We start from the raw sequence: 17,342 nt of genomic DNA, 5'->3' as shown, positions 1-17,342 counted from the left end.
ATTAATTTAATGAAATGGTGTCAATCAATCGAATATTATTGACAAGTACCGCAATGAACGCACGGTATTTTTTATTTTTATTTTTTCGGGTACAAGGTAAAAGTGTTGCTTCATCGGCAATTACGAAATATTCCAATGTGAAGCGCGTGTTCTTGTTGAATGATTTTTGAACCCATTCTGAAATAGCGGTGGTGCTATTAGTCGCAAATTTTTCTTTTACAGCGGTTAGTGTTTTATAGATAATAGCCGCTTCGTCTCTTTCTTGTGCTGATAAACGTTCGTTTCTGGAGCTCATCGCAAGATTATTGGATTCTCTGTATATAGGACAGCCAATTACGTTTACTTGTAAGTGGTTTTTGGCGACCATTTTTTTGACAATTTGTAATTGTTGAAAATCTTTTTCGCCAAAATACGCGTTTGTTGGTTCTATTATTTCAAACAGACGTTTTACAATGGTACCTACTCCATTAAAATGACCAGGTCTGAATTTGCCTTCCATTTGATTTTCAAGACCATCAAAATCGAAAGATTGAGAAAGAGGTTTCCCATCATAAATGTCTTCAACAGATGGTGCGTATAGAATTATATTTGGATTTAAACCCGTAAGTTTTTTTACGTCTTCTTCCAATGTTCGGGGGTATTTTGCTAAATCTTCGGGATTGTTAAATTGTGTTGGATTTACAAAAATACTTACGACAGTATTTTCATTCTCGAGCAATGATTTTTGCATTAATGCCAAATGACCTTGATGTAAAGCGCCCATGGTAGGAACAAATCCAATAGTGGATTGGACGGTTTTTATTGATTTCAAATAGTCGATTAAAGATGCTTTTCCGTAGAAAATATGCATGGCAGTATTATTAAAATTAAATGCAAACTTACTATTTTAGTTAATAACTGCATAAAATTTTGTAATTTTGCGTGGTTTTTATTGCCAATAAATTAAGTAAATTACAATATGAAAGATAAGAGGATATTATATGTATCATCTGAAGTGGTGCCTTATCTCGCTGAAAATGAGGTCTCTTTAATGTCTTACGACGTGCCGAAAATGATTAATGATCAAGGTGGACAGATAAGAATTTTTATGCCAAGGTATGGAAATATTAACGAGAGAAGACATCAATTGCACGAAGTAATTAGACTTTCGGGGATGAATTTGGTAGTGAACGACTTGGATATGCCTTTGATTATAAAAGTGGCTTCCATACCAAAAGAAAGAATACAAGTTTACTTTATTGATAATGATGAGTATTTCAAAAGGAAAGCCACATTTGCTGATGAAGAAGGTGTGATGTATCCTGATAATGATGAACGTGCCATTTTCTTTGCAAAAGGTGTAGTTGAAACGGTAAAAAAACTGAATTGGGTTCCTGATATTATTCACGTTCATGGATGGATGGCTGCTATGTTACCCATTTATATGAAGCATTTTTACAAAAATGAAGCCTTGTTTTCTGAGACAAAGATTGTTACTTCGGTTTACAGTCAGTCTTTTGATGGGACTTTAGATGTTGAAATGATTAATAAAGTGAAATTTGACGGTGTTCCTGATGATGCGATTTCAGATTTGGAAGTTCCAGACTATGAAAACATCATTAAGGCTACTATTAAGCATTCCGATGCTGTGATTATTGCATCAGAAAACCTGTCTCCAAGTTTAACAAAATATATAGAATCTTCAGGAAAACCTTTTTTACCTTTCGCACCGAAAGATGCATTCGCGGAAGCGTATACTAATTTCTATAGAAACGAGGTTCTTTAAATTAAACTTTTTTATTAAATATGTACAATAATTCTTTTTTTAAGAAAATTCTGGTAGTTGCGAGTGTTGTTTTTTTATATTCCTGTGATAAAGATTATAATGAAATTGGAGGTGATTTAATTGGTGAAAACAATTTTGATCTCAAAAAAGAAACGTACAATGTTTTAGCTTACAATCAAAAAACAGGTCCTATACAATCAAATGATCTTGTGGTAAATCCTTTGGGAATTTATAACAATCCAAATTTTGGTGAAACAACTGCCAATTTTGGTACGCAATTGACTTTGCCAGCAACCATAACAACGATTAGTACAAGACCGTATATTGAAAGTGTAGTTTTAACAATCCCATATTATTATGATGCGACCAAAACAGTTACAAAAACTGATGGCAGTCATGAATATGTGCTAGATTCTATATATGGACCTGATAAGGCTGAGATGAAACTAAGTGTTTATGAGTCTGGTTATTATATGAGAGATGCAGATCCTATTGGTGGGTTTTTGCAGCCTCAAAAATATTTCACAAATCAAAATGCTGAATTTGATAATGTTAAAAAACCAAATCGTTTAAATGATGATTCCAGTTTAGCTCAAAACGATGAGTTTTTCTTTGATCCAGCGGAACATGTTGTGATTACAACAGATTCAATTACCAAAGTAGTTACAACTACAAGAACTCCTCCGGGAATGCAATTGAATTTGAATAAAGCTTTTTTCAAAACAAAAATAATTGATGCTGTTGCAGCTGGAAAATTGGCAACAAATGATGTTTTCAAAGAGTACTTCAGAGGACTTTATTTTAAAATGGAAAAATCAGGAAGTAGTGCCGGAAATTTAGCAATGTTGAACTTTAAGGCGGGAAAAATTACTTTAAAATACAATGAAGATTTGTCAACAACAACTGCTGGTGTGACTACAATTACACGAGTTAAAAAAACCATAGTTCTTGATATGACCGGGAATTCAGTGAGTTTGTTGAATACAGATTTTGCAGGTAGTGGACTTGCTTATAATGCTTTGCCAAATACTGGAAATACAACCGAAGGGGATGATAAACTGTATCTAAAAGGTGGTGAAGGGTCTGTAGCGGTAATAAGTCTTTTTAATACTCCAGGTGAATTAGAAGCTATCAGGAATAGTGGGTGGTTGATTAATGAAGCTAATTTGGTTTTTCATATTGACGCTGCTACCATGGCTAATAATTATGAGCCACAAAGAATCTATCTATATGATTTTAATAATAACCGACCTATTGTTGATTATTATGCAGATGCAACAACAAATAGTGTTGATGTTAAAAAATCAAAAGCCATTTTTGATGGTAATATAAATAGAAATACTACTAGTAAAAGAGGAGTTACGTATAAAATTAGGGTTACAAATCAAATAAGGAATCTTGTTAAATATAAAGATTCAACTAATGTTAAATTGGGATTGGTAGTTACAGAAGATATTGGTACAATAGCTTCTCATAAGTTGAGAACTCCAAATGCTTTTATTTCTGGAGCGCCAAAAGCATCTGTAATGAATCCTTTAGGAACTATTTTATTTGGAGGTAAATCCACGGTTCCTGATGATAAGAGATTGAAGCTTGAAATTTATTATACAAAACCTAATTAAAAAATTATGTGTGGAATCGTTGGTTATATCGGTTATAGAGAAGCTTATCCTATTGTAATAAAAGGATTAAAGAGGCTTGAATATAGAGGTTATGATAGTGCCGGTGTGATGTTATATGATGGTGAAGAGCTAAAACTTTGTAAAACAAAAGGGAAGGTTTCAGATCTTGAGGAAAAGGCTGCTACGGCAATTACTACAAACGGGACTATAGGGATAGGGCATACGCGTTGGGCAACTCATGGTGTTCCAAACGATGTGAATTCTCATCCTCATCTTTCTAATTCAGGTGATTTGGCAATAATTCACAATGGAATTATTGAAAATTATGCACCTTTAAAAGAAGAATTAATAAAACGTGGGTATGTTTTTCATTCGGATACTGATACTGAGGTATTGATAAATCTTATTGAAGAGGTACAAACTAAAGAGAATTTAAAACTGGGGAAAGCAGTCCAGGTGGCATTGAATCAAGTAGTGGGAGCGTATGCAATTGCTGTTTTTGACAAAAAGACTCCGGACGAAATTGTTGCTGCCAGATTAGGAAGCCCATTGGCAATTGGAGTAGGAGAAGGAGAATATTTTATTGCTTCGGATGCTTCGCCTTTTATAGAATATACTTCTAACGCAATCTATCTTGAAGATGGCGAAATGGCAAATATTAGATTGCATAAAGCCATGAAAATTAGAAAAATTAAAGATGATTCTTTAGTTGATCCATATATTCAGGAGCTTCAAATGAACTTAGAGCAAATTGAAAAAGGTGGTTACGATCATTTTATGCTTAAAGAGATTTATGAGCAACCAAGTGTTATAAAAGATACCTATCGCGGAAGACTACATGCTAATGAGGGTATTATTCAAATGGCTGGAGTTGAGGATAATTTAGAGAAATTCCTTAATGCTGATAGAATTATTATTGTGGCTTGCGGAACTTCATGGCATGCAGGTTTAGTTGCAGAGTATGTTTTTGAAGAGTTTGCACGTATTCCAGTAGAAGTAGAGTATGCTTCGGAGTTTAGATATAGAAACCCAATAATAAATAGTAAAGACGTAGTTATTGCTATCTCACAATCAGGTGAAACAGCAGATACTATGGCTGCTATAAAACTAGCCAAAGAGCATGGAGCATTTGTGTTTGGTGTTTGTAATGTAGTGGGTTCTTCTATTTCTAGGGAAACGCACGCAGGAGCTTATACACATGCCGGACCTGAAATAGGTGTCGCATCGACTAAAGCTTTTACCACGCAAATTACAGTATTGACAATGATTGCTTTGCGTTTAGCAAAAGCCAAAGGGACTTTGTCGAATAGCGATTTTCATACCTATTTGCAAGAATTACAAATTATTCCTGAAAAAGTGAAAGAGGCTTTAGAGACAAATGAAAAGGCAAAAGAAATTGCTTCTGCTTTTAAAGATGCTCCTAACTGTCTTTATTTAGGAAGAGGATATAACTTTCCTGTAGCTCTTGAAGGCGCCTTGAAACTTAAAGAGATATCTTATATTCATGCTGAAGGATATCCTGCAGCTGAAATGAAACACGGACCTATTGCATTAATTGATGAACACATGCCAGTGGTTGTTATTGCGCCAAAGCAAGGGCACTATGACAAGATTGTAAGTAACATTCAGGAGATTAAATCCAGAAGCGGAAAAATTATTGCTGTTGTAACTAAGGGCGATACGCAAGTGCGTGAATTAGCTGATTATGTTATTGAAATCCCTGAAACATCAGATGCTTTGTCACCATTGATCACGACAATTCCATTACAGCTTTTGTCTTATCATATTGCGGTTATGCGTGGTTGTAATGTTGATCAACCTCGTAATTTAGCAAAATCAGTAACTGTAGAATAAGTTTTATACAAAACAGATTTACATTACAATATTTAAAAAAAGCCTTGGAAGATTTCTTTCGAGGCTTTTTTATAGAATAAGTTTTTTTGGATTGTGACTTCTTTAAATGCTTGAAAAGCGTAAAGAAAACGTTAAATTTCCTCAGCTTTATCACTTTTATCAAATATCTAAAAATTAATAATTTTTTTGTGATAAATGTATTTTTTATATGCATGCATAATGATATTCTGTTATTATTACATAATTTTTAACATATAATAATAAAAAATAAATGTAGAATAAGTGCGAATGAGGTAAAATAACTGATAAATATGAAATTTTTTAGGCGCTTTTTTATTAATATCAAAAATATTTGTACTTTGGCGTCATAAACCAACAAATTTTAACCCAATGAGAGTGTATTTACTTTTTTTGTCATTGTTTTTTTGTAGCCTAACTTTTGCTCAAAATTCAATTTCAGGTATTGTTACAGACAGTAACAACCAACCTATTCCTGGAGCCAACATTAAAATTGTTGGAGACACTTCAGGTGCGATTACCGATTTCGATGGTTCTTTTATTTTAAAATCGTCCAGAAAGCCGCCTTTTACAATTGAGGTGACGAGTGTAGGATATGTATCTAAAAAAATTAATGTTTCGTCTGATAATCAGAAGTTAGTTGTAAAGCTTGAAGATGAAGAGACTAAACTAAACGAGATAGTGGTCTCTGCATCAAGAACCCCAGAAAGAGTGATTGAGTCACCGGTTACTATTGAGCGAATGGGTATTCAACAAATTAAAAGTACTACAGCACCTACATTTTATGATGGTTTAGAAAACCTTAAAGAGGTGCATTTTAATACAAGTAGTATCTCATTTAAGTCTATCAATACAAGAGGTTTCTCAACGGTAGCAAATACTCGTTTCATGCAATTAGTAGATGGAATGGATAATTCTTCTCCTGCGTTGAACTTTGTATTAGGAAACTTAATAGGTCTTTCGGATATTGATGTGGCTAATGTTGAGTTGCTTCCGGGAGCATCTTCGGCTCTTTATGGAGCAAATGCTTTCAATGGTATTTTGTTTATGAATAGTAAAAATCCTTTTACAAATCAAGGGATTAGTACTTACGTAAAATATGGTCAAACAAGTCAAGATGTTGCAGGAACGAATGATTATTTTGATTTTGGTTTAAGAGCTGCAACAGCTTTTAGTAAACATTTTGCTGCAAAAGCAAACTTCAATTTTATGAGAGCGACCGAATGGATTGCTTCCGATCAGAGAAGTGTGACAGGGGGTTCAATTGGTCATGCAAACAATCAAAATTATGACGGATTAAATCTTTATGGTGATGAGGTAACTACATTTATTACAAACGTGGGGCAAGTAAGCAGAACAGGATATCGTGAGCAAGATTTAAATGATAATAAAGTGAAAAGTGTAAAAGCTGATTTTTCTTTGCATTTTAAACCATGGAAAGGTGAAACAGAAATTATATTGCAACACAAAATAGGGTTGGGAAGTACTATTTATCAAGGAGCAAATAGATATGCATTGGGAGATTTTTTCATGCAACAATCTAAATTGGAGGTAAAAGGGAAAAATTTCTTTGTAAGAGGATATATCACAGATGAAGACGCTGGAAATTCATACGACATGCGTTTTGCTGCTTGGAATGTGAATAGTGCAGCAAAATCTAATACGGAATGGTTTACAAACTACGCGACAGCTTATCAGTTGTCGGGTGCGATTTTGGGTACTAATGCTCAACAATCAGCTGCAAATGCAAGAAATTATGCTGATTATAACGTCAAGCCAGCTGGTTTAGCTTTTTTACCTACTCCAACAGGGAGTGCTAGATTTGAGCCGGGTTCTGTTCAATTCAAAAATGCTTTAGCTGCTGCTATTTCTGAGCCAGACCTTACTAAAGGAGCTAAGTTTATTGATCAATCAAAGATTTATCATTCAGATGTGAATTATAATTTTAAAGATTTAGTGAAATTTGCTGAAATTCAATTAGGAGGTTCATTCAGACAATACGAAATGAATTCTCAAGGAACAATCTTCACTGATTTTGACGGTCCTTTAAGATATAATGAATACGGTGCTTATACTCAAATTGCAAAAAAATTCATGGATGACCGATTGAAATTTACGGGTTCTGTTCGTTATGATAAAAGTCAAAATTTCAACGGAAATATTTCTCCAAGAGTATCATTTGTATATTCTGCAGGAGCAACTAAAAGACATAATTTCAGAGTTTCTTATCAAACTGGATTTAGAAATCCAACAACACAAGATCAGTATATTGGTTTAGATTTAGGACCGTTTGCCTTAATTGGTTCTGCTCCGGAGAATTTAGATCGTTTTACAGAAATTAGAAACGTGAGTGCCGCGGGTCAGGCATTAGGAGTTCCGGCAACCTTAACATTAACGGGTCAGAATGCGTATAATAATTCTTATACTTTACCGTCAGTTCAGGCTTTTAGTGCGGCTATTGCGGCTAACCCAACCAATGTTCCTGCGGCAGCAGCATTACTAAAAGCGGCTAATGTAGGTTTGGTAAAGCCAGAAGAGGTTAAGGCATTTGAAGTGGGATACCGTTCGGTTATAAACAATGATTTGTCAATTGATATAAATGGGTATTATAATTTATACAATGATTTCATGAATACATCTAGAGTTATCAGTCCTTATTATGGGAATGTTAATACAACTTTTGATTTTGGTAATCCTGCAACTTTGGCAACACTTTCAGCTTTAAGCAATGGAGACAGAAGAGTATATCAAGTATATACAAATACTATAGCAAAAATTACATCTTTAGGTTTTGGTGTTGGTTTGTCTAAAAAAGTGTACAAGGATTTTGAATTGGGTGTAAATTATAATTATGCTGAATTTAATTTCAATCAAGAAGAAGATCCAAGTTTTGTTGCTGGTTTTAATACTCCGAAACATAGAGTTAAAGCGTCTATTGGTAATACTAAATTGTTTAAAAACTTTGGTTTCAATGTTAATGCAAGATACAATACAGAGTATTTATGGCAATCTTCTTTTGCTGACGGAATAGTACCTGAGAACACGATTTTGGATGCTCAAATCAATTATGGTTTCCCTAAATTGAAATCAGTGCTTAAAGTTGGTGCTACTAATATTGGTGGAAAAGATTACATTCAAGTAATAGGAGCAGGTGCAATAGGACAACAATGGTTCGCTTCTTGGACAATCAACCCATAATTTAATAAGGTCAATAATTTTAAAAAATATATTATGATAAAAAATTTCAAATGGCTGTTGTTGATTTCGCTAACCTTCGCAGCATGTAATAACGATGATGAAAATGCTGCACCCGTTGAGGTTCCTATAACATCTGGGACCGCAAGTTTTGCTAAATATGTTGCCTTAGGGGATTCATTTGCTGCCGGATATAGTGACGGGGCTCTTTTCAAAAAAGGTCAAGAGGGTTCGTATGTGAATATATTATCACAACAATTTACTCTAGCTGGTGGTGGTGCTTTTACTACTCCATTGATGGTTGATAATACAGGAGGGTTTTCCTCAGGAGGATTTCAAATCCCGAAATTTCCAACTAGACTTTATTTTAATGGTGTGGGACCTGTAAATGTACCAGGTGTTTCAGGAACGGCAATTACAGCTCGTTTGACTGGTTCTTTTAATAACATGGGTGTTCCCGGAGCGAAAAGTTACCATTTAATTGCTCCAGGATATGGAGATCTTGCTGGGGTTTTTGCTACTCCTGCAACCGCTAGCCCATATTTTTCTCGTTTTTCCGCTGCGCCAGGAACCACTATTGTGAAGGATGCTACAGATCAAAACCCGACGTTCTTTTCTTTATGGATAGGAGGAAATGATGTTTTAGGTTATGCAACATCAGGTGGAGACGGAACAGATCCGATAACTCCAACGGCAACATTCGATTTTGCTTACAACAAAATTGTAACTGAAATGACCGCTAAAGGTGCTAAAGGTGTGGTTGCTAATTTGCCTTACGTGAATTCGCTTCCTCATTTTACAACGGTACCTTATAATCCTTTGACTTCAAAAGTTCTTGGCGGAGGGAACGTTGCAGTTGGAGAAGCAACAATAAATGCGCTTAATGCTCAATTATATGGTCCGTTAAAAGCTGCTTTAACTGCTTTTAGTGCTGGTGGAAGGATTAATTTATTGTCAACAACTGGTTCAAATCCATTGTTGATTAAAGATGAATCTTTACCAAATTTATCAGCGCAATTAACGGCTGCATTTACTCCATCACTTGGGGCGGCTACAGCTTCTTTTTATGGAAATGTTTTTGGGCAAGCTAGACAAGCAACAAAAACAGATTTAGTTATTCTGCTTACGCAATCTGCAATCGGAGTTGCTCCTACTGCTACTGATTCAGGTATTGGAATTGCTCCGCCATCGCCTTTAAATAAGTTTGGAATTACATTTCCGTTACAAGATAAGCATGTTTTAATTCCAACTGAAATAGCAGATATTAAAGTGGCTACGGATGCCTATAATGTGACGATTAAGGCTATTGCTGATGCAAAAGGATTAGCGTTTGTAGATACAAAAGCGATTATGACTCAACTTTCTTCAGGAGGTATTCGTTTTGGGAATTATCATATAACAGCGGCTTATGTTACTGGAGGTGCTTTTTCGCTGGATGGAATTCATCCAAGTCCTAGAGGATATGCGTTAATCGCAAATCTTTTTTCAGACGCGATTAATGCTAAGTTTGCAGCAACATTAAGACCGGTTGATTTAGGTTTATATGGGATTCAATATCCAGCAACGATACAATAATCAGAATTTACTTTTTTATAAAAAACCATCCGTTTTTTGACGTGATGGTTTTTTATTTTTGAGGATATTGCTATCTTTTGTCTGTTTCTAAGTCATTTCTCCATTATCTACTAAAAATATCCTTTTTTTATAAAAAAATAATTGATTTTATATTTTAAAAAATTATCTTTGCGCTCTGAAAAAAGCATTTAATCGATACGTTTCGGTTGGTACTAATTCATAAACCTAAATAGCTATTTAATAAATACATAAGTAATGTCAAAAGTAATAGGAAAAGTTGCCCAGATCATTGGACCAGTAGTTGATGTAGTTTTCAACGGTAAGGATGTTGAACTTCCAAAAATTTATGATTCGTTAGAAATCACAAAAAAAGATGGTACTTTATTAGTACTTGAAGTACAATCTCACATTGGTGAAAACACAGTACGTACCATTTCGATGGACTCAACAGATGGTTTGAGTAGAGGCTATGAAGTAGTTGGAACAGGAAATCCTATTCAAATGCCAATCGGTGCCGATGTTTACGGTCGTTTATTCAACGTAATTGGAGATGCAATTGACGGTTTAGGTAATTTACCAAAAACAGGAGAAAACGGTATGTCTATTCACAGACAAGCACCAAAATTCGAAGATTTATCTACTTCTTCTGAAGTTTTATTCACAGGTATTAAAGTAATCGATTTAATTGAGCCTTACTCAAAAGGGGGTAAAATTGGATTGTTCGGAGGTGCTGGAGTTGGTAAAACAGTATTGATTCAGGAGTTGATTAACAATATTGCAAAAGGTCACGGTGGACTTTCAGTATTCGCAGGAGTAGGAGAAAGAACACGTGAAGGAAATGACTTACTTCGTGAGATGTTAGAGTCAGGAATTATAAAATACGGTGATGAATTCATGCACTCTATGGAAAATGGAGGATGGGATTTATCTAAAGTTGATATGCCAGGAATGAGAGAGTCTAAAGCTACTTTCGTTTTCGGACAAATGAATGAGCCTCCAGGAGCTCGTGCTCGTGTAGCACTTTCTGGATTATCTATTGCAGAATATTTCCGTGATGGAGCAGGAACTGATCAAGGTAAAGATGTATTGTTCTTTGTGGATAATATCTTCCGTTTTACACAAGCTGGTTCTGAGGTTTCGGCACTTTTAGGTCGTATGCCATCTGCGGTAGGGTACCAACCAACATTGGCTACTGAAATGGGTGCGATGCAAGAGCGTATTACATCAACAAACAAAGGTTCTATTACATCTGTACAAGCGGTTTACGTTCCTGCGGATGATTTAACTGACCCGGCTCCGGCTACAACTTTTGCTCACCTTGATGCTACTACTGTATTATCTCGTAAAATTGCTGAGTTAGGTATTTATCCTGCGGTTGATCCATTGGATTCAACTTCAAGAATTCTTACTCCTCAAATTTTAGGTGATGAGCACTATGACTGTGCGCAAAGAGTAAAAGAAATTTTACAAAAATACAAACAATTACAAGATATCATTGCGATCCTTGGTATGGAAGAATTATCAGAAGATGATAAATTAGCCGTTTCAAGAGCACGTCGTGTACAACGTTTCTTATCTCAACCTTTCCACGTTGCTGAGCAATTTACAGGATTAAAAGGAGTTTTAGTTGATATCAAAGATACTATCAAAGGATTTAATATGATTATTGACGGTGAATTAGATCACTTGCCAGAATCAGCTTTCAACCTTAAAGGTACTATTGAAGAAGCTATCGAAGCTGGAGAAAAAATGTTAGCGGAAGCTTAAAATTAGTTTAAAAGTTTAAAGTTTAAAGTTCACTCGTAACTTTAAACTTTAAACTTTTAAATTTTCAAACTACAAAAATATGTTATTAGAAATAGTATCACCAGAAGCAAAATTATTTTCAGCAGAAGTAACTTCGGTTACATTGCCAGGAGTTGATGGAAGCTTTCAGATTTTGAATAACCACGCACCAATCGTTTCTATTTTAGGAAAAGGTGTCGTGAAAATTACAGCTTCTGATTTTGCTTTTGCAAAAGAAGTAGCAGGTAAATTCACGAAGTTAGATGCTCAAAATTATACACTGGCTATCAATTCAGGTACAATTGAAATGAAAGACAATAAAGTTATTATTTTAGCTGACTAAAGTAATCTTGATCATAAAAAATGAAAACCTAACAATTTGTTAGGTTTTTTTATGTCCAATCCCAAAGTATAATATTCCAAACAATCCCATCTTCGTTATAAGTATCAATTATTTTGAATCCAATGGCTTCGTGTGCTTGCATAGAGCGAAGATTTATAGCGGCAACTTCAGTGATTAAGTAATCAAATTGATGTTGCAGTTCCTCTCTGTAAAAATGATAAAGTCCTCTGAATATTCCTTGTTTGCGATGGTTTTTATCTACACAAATTTGCCCCATTACAACGTAGGTTTTATCCTTGGATACTAATTCATCAATTCTTTCAAACATGGGAATAAGAGCCTTGATTTCGTTCCTAAAGCCAGAAAGCATTACAAGTGCAAAACCTACTACTGCGTCATTGTCTTTGGCAATAATATGTGCGCAAGCAGAATTCATTTGTTCTAGCAAAGCGACGGAATGTTGCACAGTAACAAATCCTTCTTGAAGTTTTTCTTCAGAACTTATATTCTTAGAGCTATTTTGTAATTGGAGTGTTCTAATTTGTTCCAATTCGTCTAGAGTTGACGCTCTTTTATAAAGTATAGGTTTCATTTGATTTTATTGATTACGGATTGATGATTGGTATTTACTATCTGTAATTATAAAATTAGAAAATCTTTGATTACACGAAATGGATTTAGATTTTTATTTTTCGCTTAATTTCAAATTCATTTCTGCATAATATTTTTCATTGTATTTTCCTGCAACCACAAGGGCTCCAGAAATTAAAATAAGATTTTTGATTATGTATTGTCCCGCCAAAGTAGGGCAATAAGGAAACGCATCAAAACAAATAGTTTTTAGAATAAAAACAGGAAAAAATGTAGCCGCCATATGCATTAATAATAGCGGAATAGTATAAGGAATAAGCCGTTTTATGAGTAAACCAAGACCTATAAGAACTTCGCAAATACCAAGAATTGGAATAAATATTTCGGGTTTAAACCAATAAACGGTTTGTTCTACTAATTCGCCGGCAGGACTCATTCCGAAAATTTTTAAAGCACCAAACCAAACGTATATTAATGCCAATGAAATTCGCATCATATTGATGCTGTGTTTTTCCATTTTTTTGCTTAAAATAAAATAAAAAGTATTGAATGTTTTTTTCATTAGTAAGGGTGTTTAATGGGTTGTTCTGGCTTTTTTTATAATCGATGCATTGTTCTGTTTCAAATTAGACCCATGAAAAATAAAAAAAGCCTAACAGGTTTCCAACGTCTGTTAGGCTGTAGTTGGGAAGATGAAATATTAAAACAAACCATTAAAACAAATTACCAACTTAATTATTTTAAGTTATTCGGCGCCATCAGTAAGTGCTCTTGCAACAGCAAAACCGCCTACTTTTTCGCCTAATTCAAGTCCTTTTTCACAATCGCTTCTGTAATGGATGCATCCAAACATTCTAGAATCCGAAGCTTCTTTTGCCATAGCCACAAAACTTTGTTTTTTTGCAGGAATTATGTGGGATAAAACTACGCAGGCTGCACCGCTAAACGTGGAGTGTCCTGATACATAGGAAGGGAAATTAGGAGTACCTGTTAATGTCTTTATAGAGGGGTCAACTTGAGAAGGTCTCGGGTTGAAGTAAGTGTATTTTGCATCCCAACAGCTGATTGCTGCATCCATCATTGCAATATTTAATAATGCAAGATTTCTTGCCCATCGTACTTCACTATAATTTAGCTCTACAAATGACTCTGATGCAATTGCATTCCAGTGTCCTGGAGGTGTATAAGTTCCTACACCATCAGCCCAAAAAGTCACGATTTGCATGTTCTTTCTTGTGGCATTTTTTCCGTAGTTTTTTACTTCAGCTAATTCCTTTGCAAATTGTTCTGATTTTGTAGAAGGCGGAGGAATCGGACGGCTGGCAACAACCATTTCTGGAGTCATTAAGAATGATTTTACTTTTCCAAACAATGGTAACATTGGAGGTCTTGCAGGTACATCTAATGATTTCCAAGGAGTTTCTCCAGTGGCAGCAGTTTGAGTTTCCAGTTGTGTCCAAAGCGCTTGATTACCAATAGCTGCTCCAGTTCCATCAGAAGCCGCTCTGGCGATAAATTTGCCTGCAATTTTTCTGCCTAAAATAATTCCTGCATCAACATCACTTCGAACATTGGCACCACTAATAATGCGATATAATTTTTGTTCCTCTGCTTTTTCTTGTATGTAAGCGATTTCTGTTGGGAACAATAATTTTAATAATTCAACCGTAACTCCAGCTAAAACAGCATCTTCAGATGGATATGAAGGTAAGGCGCTTTTTGGGATTAAAACCGGTAAAGTTGCATCAACCGTAAAAGGTGCAGCTCTATTATACAGTTTTTTATAATGCCAAGTAGCAATCATTGCATCGTATTGCGCGGCACTCACGTAAGCATAGGCTCTTGCTGCGTATGGAGGATTTGAAAAAGGAAATTCAGGATTTGCAAATGGATTTGCTCCAGATGGTGCAGGATACGTTCCGTCTTCATTTTGATATGGTGGACGATTGTGTCTTGCAACTAAAGTTCGCATGATTTCATTCCAACGTAAAACACCTCCGGCACTCCAGTATTTTATTATTTTTTTCTGTTCTGGCGTTATGCTTGCCTGGTAACTTTTTATTTCATTGATTTCCCTTGTAAATGCGGCTGCGGTACTTGCGATTGGTGCATCCAAAGAGAATTCATCCGGTGTAGTCAATAGGAATGTTTTCCAAGTTCCTGCTAATTCGTCTGTATTAGCCGGATTTAATTGAGGGAATTGTTCGTTGCGTTCTGTTAACTCATCACTACAAGAATAGTTCATCGTAAGAAACAAAACCAAAAGACTGTTATAGGCTATTTTTTGTATTTTATTTTTCATTTTCTTGAGTTGTTTTTTTTAAATTAAGGATATAAAATAAACCGCCATAAAAGGTATTCGATTGTCCAACATTTCTGCCTTCTGTAACAAAATTGCATCCTCCAATAATAGATAATGCCGGTATTTTCTTGAGTGTATATTTAGTATTCACGCCTACTTTTAATGCATTCATAGTATTGCTTGGAAAAGGCATATTGTTTGTTGTAATGTCAAATCCTCCAGATTGTGTAACCCAGTTGTCTACCACTGCCTCGGCTATTAATCTGTTTGAGCGATAGCCTATTCTGAAGTTTACAGAAATTGCGTCGGGCATATCAACTTCATTGGTGTAATGTATTTCGTTTGTGTAATAGGAATTTCTGTCAATGGTTATGTTGGCTCTTTTTACATACGCTCCAGAAACAGTGCTAAAAAAGTGACCTCTTTGATAATCACCCATCAATCGTAAAGAAGCAGTTTTGCTTCTTAGTCCAAGACTTAATGGCAAATAATCAGCTGAATAATTAGAAACTGGAGCCGAAAGCCCTCCTAAAGCATATAAAGAGTAGGTTGCTTTTCCAATTGTTTTTTCAAAAGGCATGTATTTTATGGTTAACGATAGGTCCTGCAGCCCTTTTTGACCTTCCATTGTTCCAGCAGAAGCCTTTGTCTCTACGTACGGAAGGCTGAAAATAATATTCAATTTGTCAGAAACGCCATAGTTTCCCATTAAGGCAACTGATTTTGTAGAAACGGTACCAAGATTAAGATTTTCTCTTTTAAAGGTTCCTTCCCAATACTGGTCCCAGCTGCTATATTGGTATACAGCTCCAAAACAAAAGTTGTTTTTGCTCATCATAATACCGTCAATCTCTGTTTGAGCATTCATAAATAAAGGTGCCAACAGCAGGCAACTCAGATAAAATTTTTTCATTAAAAAATGGTTTTGGTTAGTAGTTTAATATTTAAAATAATTGATTTTTTAAAATGGTTAATGATATAAAACAGGCCAACAACGGCTTCTTTCTAAAAAGAAGTTTGGTATTAAAAACAGATAAGTTAGTGGATAGGTAGTGTCACTGTAAGTAAGATTTACTTTGGCTTTGGCCAAAAAATCTCATTGAATTTACAAGGCAAAAAGAATAGATTGAAGGTTGCATTTGAAATAAAGAACTCTTTTAAAAATCCATTTTTTGAATTTGTAAATTAATTTAAATCATGATTCTGAAAGCTAGTTGTACAAAACATACCAGAATAGAAATACAAAATAGGCCTTTGAATTCATTCGCAAAAAGCGAATTCGGGAAAATACAAAAGATTATTTTGTATTTATAACAGGCATAATTTCTAATAAAAGGGTGTAATAAATGTACAGATTTAGCTAAAAAAGCAATCGTGAATTATCTTGACTTTACAAATGCCAGATAAAAGCGAATGATTCCACTAAAATGAAAGAAGATTTAAACGAAATCGGGTGGTGAATACGATACGAAAATGTATCCGGAATCTAAGGCCTGGTTTGGCATAATGATAGGTTCACTTGAAAGTACGGCTGTTTTTGGAGAAAAATCTACGCAAACAGCAGTATTTGCTACATAATCTTTTAGGAAAGATTTTAGTAGTTTTTTTACTGGAGACTCTTTTGATGAGGATCCGTTGAATAATTGATTGTCAACAATGTCTTTTAAATCCTGACTTATTGCATCTTGATGTGAATTGCGTAGGTAATAAAGACTTAGTATGTTGTTTTGAATTCTTTTCTTGAAAATATGATAACTTTTATTGTTGATAACCACATCTTCATTTACATACTCAAAATCAGTGTCTTCGATAAAGGAGTATAAAGTGGCGTTCAATTTGATTACTTGAAACTCTGAATCATGTTTTTTCTCCATAGAAGACACCCACGCTTGCTCCTCTTGATAAGCAAACATCAGATAGTATCCCATCACGTTGTAGAACAACGTTACTATTAGAAAAAGTGATGCAATTCGTTTCATATTTGCCGAAAGTAGAAAACTATTTCATAGGTTAACATCTTCGATATTAATTTTAAGTTTTTTTTAACATAATTTTATGAAAGTTATAAACCGAAACCGTTTTCGAAAAAATTTATGTATTTTTTTTTCATTGCTATTTTTCAATTGTTAATTTTTAACGAATTATATTATTGATTGTCCGTTTTTAGTCATAATCCTGTAATACTTGCTATTACTAGCCTATCGAATAATTTTTCCTCAAAATACCGTCTGTTAAGCTTGTAAACGAACTCGTTTAGGTATAATTGGAGATATTTCCCTTTAATTTTGTGGA

General features: G+C 34.7%; 13 protein-coding genes and 1 pseudogene. 7 read left to right on the top strand and 7 right to left on the bottom strand.

Annotated elements, in window-relative coordinates; translation table 11 throughout:
* Position 1: 1 nt before the first annotated feature.
* Positions 2-850 carry a pantoate--beta-alanine ligase gene (gene panC, locus QLS31_RS00070; RefSeq protein WP_282741570.1) on the bottom strand — a complete coding sequence of 283 codons (849 nt, stop codon included), beginning with the start codon at positions 848-850 and terminating at the stop codon, positions 2-4.
* 108 nt (positions 851-958) lie between these two features.
* Here panC and QLS31_RS00065 point away from each other — a divergent pair, with 108 nt between their 5' ends.
* The 7 genes from QLS31_RS00065 (at position 959) to QLS31_RS00035 (ending at position 12,157) form a co-directional block, all read left to right on the top strand.
* Complete coding sequence (locus QLS31_RS00065) at positions 959-1,765, top strand: glycogen/starch synthase (protein WP_121343223.1); 807 nt, start codon at positions 959-961, stop codon at positions 1,763-1,765.
* A 20-nt stretch (positions 1,766-1,785) separates the two neighbouring features.
* Positions 1,786-3,387, top strand: coding sequence for a DUF4270 domain-containing protein (locus tag QLS31_RS00060; RefSeq protein WP_282741567.1), 1,602 nt, complete (start codon positions 1,786-1,788; stop codon positions 3,385-3,387).
* A gap of 6 nt (positions 3,388-3,393) precedes the next feature.
* A complete protein-coding gene (gene glmS / locus QLS31_RS00055) occupies positions 3,394-5,241 on the top strand; it encodes a glutamine--fructose-6-phosphate transaminase (isomerizing) (protein WP_282741565.1) in 1,848 nt (615 codons plus the stop codon).
* 390 nt (positions 5,242-5,631) lie between these two features.
* Positions 5,632-8,457: a carboxypeptidase-like regulatory domain-containing protein gene (locus tag QLS31_RS00050; RefSeq protein ID WP_282741563.1), complete on the top strand. Its 2,826-nt coding sequence runs from the start codon at positions 5,632-5,634 to the stop codon at positions 8,455-8,457.
* A 33-nt stretch (positions 8,458-8,490) separates the two neighbouring features.
* Complete coding sequence (locus QLS31_RS00045) at positions 8,491-10,029, top strand: G-D-S-L family lipolytic protein (protein ID WP_282741561.1); 1,539 nt, start codon at positions 8,491-8,493, stop codon at positions 10,027-10,029.
* A gap of 255 nt (positions 10,030-10,284) precedes the next feature.
* Complete coding sequence (gene atpD / locus QLS31_RS00040) at positions 10,285-11,796, top strand: F0F1 ATP synthase subunit beta (protein WP_035668832.1); 1,512 nt, start codon at positions 10,285-10,287, stop codon at positions 11,794-11,796.
* Positions 11,797-11,875: 79 nt separating this feature from the next.
* Positions 11,876-12,157: a F0F1 ATP synthase subunit epsilon gene (locus tag QLS31_RS00035; RefSeq protein WP_099713839.1), complete on the top strand. Its 282-nt coding sequence runs from the start codon at positions 11,876-11,878 to the stop codon at positions 12,155-12,157.
* 49 nt (positions 12,158-12,206) lie between these two features.
* On the opposite strand, the gene QLS31_RS00030 is transcribed toward QLS31_RS00035, so the two are convergent.
* The 6 genes and pseudogenes from QLS31_RS00030 to QLS31_RS00005 form a co-directional block, all read right to left on the bottom strand.
* On the bottom strand, positions 12,207-12,749 hold the full coding sequence (locus QLS31_RS00030; RefSeq protein ID WP_282741559.1) for a GNAT family N-acetyltransferase: 543 nt from the start codon (positions 12,747-12,749) through the stop codon (positions 12,207-12,209).
* Positions 12,750-12,842: 93 nt separating this feature from the next.
* A complete protein-coding gene (locus tag QLS31_RS00025) occupies positions 12,843-13,310 on the bottom strand; it encodes a hypothetical protein (RefSeq protein WP_282741557.1) in 468 nt (155 codons plus the stop codon).
* A 183-nt stretch (positions 13,311-13,493) separates the two neighbouring features.
* Entirely contained in the window at positions 13,494-15,050 is a 1,557-nt protein-coding gene (locus QLS31_RS00020) for a vanadium-dependent haloperoxidase (protein ID WP_282741555.1), read from the bottom strand.
* On the bottom strand, positions 15,040-15,963 hold the full coding sequence (locus QLS31_RS00015) for a hypothetical protein (RefSeq protein ID WP_282715633.1): 924 nt from the start codon (positions 15,961-15,963) through the stop codon (positions 15,040-15,042). The genes QLS31_RS00020 and QLS31_RS00015 overlap by 11 nt, the downstream gene beginning before the upstream one ends.
* A 526-nt stretch (positions 15,964-16,489) precedes the next feature.
* A complete protein-coding gene (locus QLS31_RS00010; RefSeq protein WP_282715635.1) occupies positions 16,490-17,029 on the bottom strand; it encodes a hypothetical protein in 540 nt (179 codons plus the stop codon).
* A gap of 188 nt (positions 17,030-17,217) precedes the next feature.
* Positions 17,218-17,342: pseudogene (locus tag QLS31_RS00005) on the bottom strand (IS1595 family transposase); the annotation flags it as partial.

It is taken from the genome of Flavobacterium sp. XS2P24, assembly GCF_030010285.1.
Lineage (GTDB): Bacteria > Bacteroidota > Bacteroidia > Flavobacteriales > Flavobacteriaceae > Flavobacterium > Flavobacterium algoritolerans.
Note: the sequence above shows the minus strand (reverse complement) of the source record. Positions and strands in the feature narration are given on the sequence as shown.

Excerpts from the sequence above, each read along its gene's own strand:
- panC (WP_282741570.1), bottom strand. The coding sequence starts at position 850 with ATGCATATTTTCTACGGAAAAGCATCTTTAATCGACTATTTGAAATCA.
- QLS31_RS00065 (WP_121343223.1), top strand. The coding sequence starts at position 959 with ATGAAAGATAAGAGGATATTATATGTATCATCTGAAGTGGTGCCTTAT.
- QLS31_RS00060 (WP_282741567.1), top strand. The coding sequence starts at position 1,786 with ATGTACAATAATTCTTTTTTTAAGAAAATTCTGGTAGTTGCGAGTGTT.
- glmS (WP_282741565.1), top strand. The coding sequence starts at position 3,394 with ATGTGTGGAATCGTTGGTTATATCGGTTATAGAGAAGCTTATCCTATT.
- QLS31_RS00050 (WP_282741563.1), top strand. The coding sequence starts at position 5,632 with ATGAGAGTGTATTTACTTTTTTTGTCATTGTTTTTTTGTAGCCTAACT.
- QLS31_RS00045 (WP_282741561.1), top strand. The coding sequence starts at position 8,491 with ATGATAAAAAATTTCAAATGGCTGTTGTTGATTTCGCTAACCTTCGCA.
- atpD (WP_035668832.1), top strand. The coding sequence starts at position 10,285 with ATGTCAAAAGTAATAGGAAAAGTTGCCCAGATCATTGGACCAGTAGTT.
- QLS31_RS00035 (WP_099713839.1), top strand. The coding sequence starts at position 11,876 with ATGTTATTAGAAATAGTATCACCAGAAGCAAAATTATTTTCAGCAGAA.
- QLS31_RS00030 (WP_282741559.1), bottom strand. The coding sequence starts at position 12,749 with ATGAAACCTATACTTTATAAAAGAGCGTCAACTCTAGACGAATTGGAA.
- QLS31_RS00025 (WP_282741557.1), bottom strand. The coding sequence starts at position 13,310 with ATGAAAAAAACATTCAATACTTTTTATTTTATTTTAAGCAAAAAAATG.
- QLS31_RS00020 (WP_282741555.1), bottom strand. The coding sequence starts at position 15,050 with ATGAAAAATAAAATACAAAAAATAGCCTATAACAGTCTTTTGGTTTTG.
- QLS31_RS00015 (WP_282715633.1), bottom strand. The coding sequence starts at position 15,963 with ATGAAAAAATTTTATCTGAGTTGCCTGCTGTTGGCACCTTTATTTATG.
- QLS31_RS00010 (WP_282715635.1), bottom strand. The coding sequence starts at position 17,029 with ATGAAACGAATTGCATCACTTTTTCTAATAGTAACGTTGTTCTACAAC.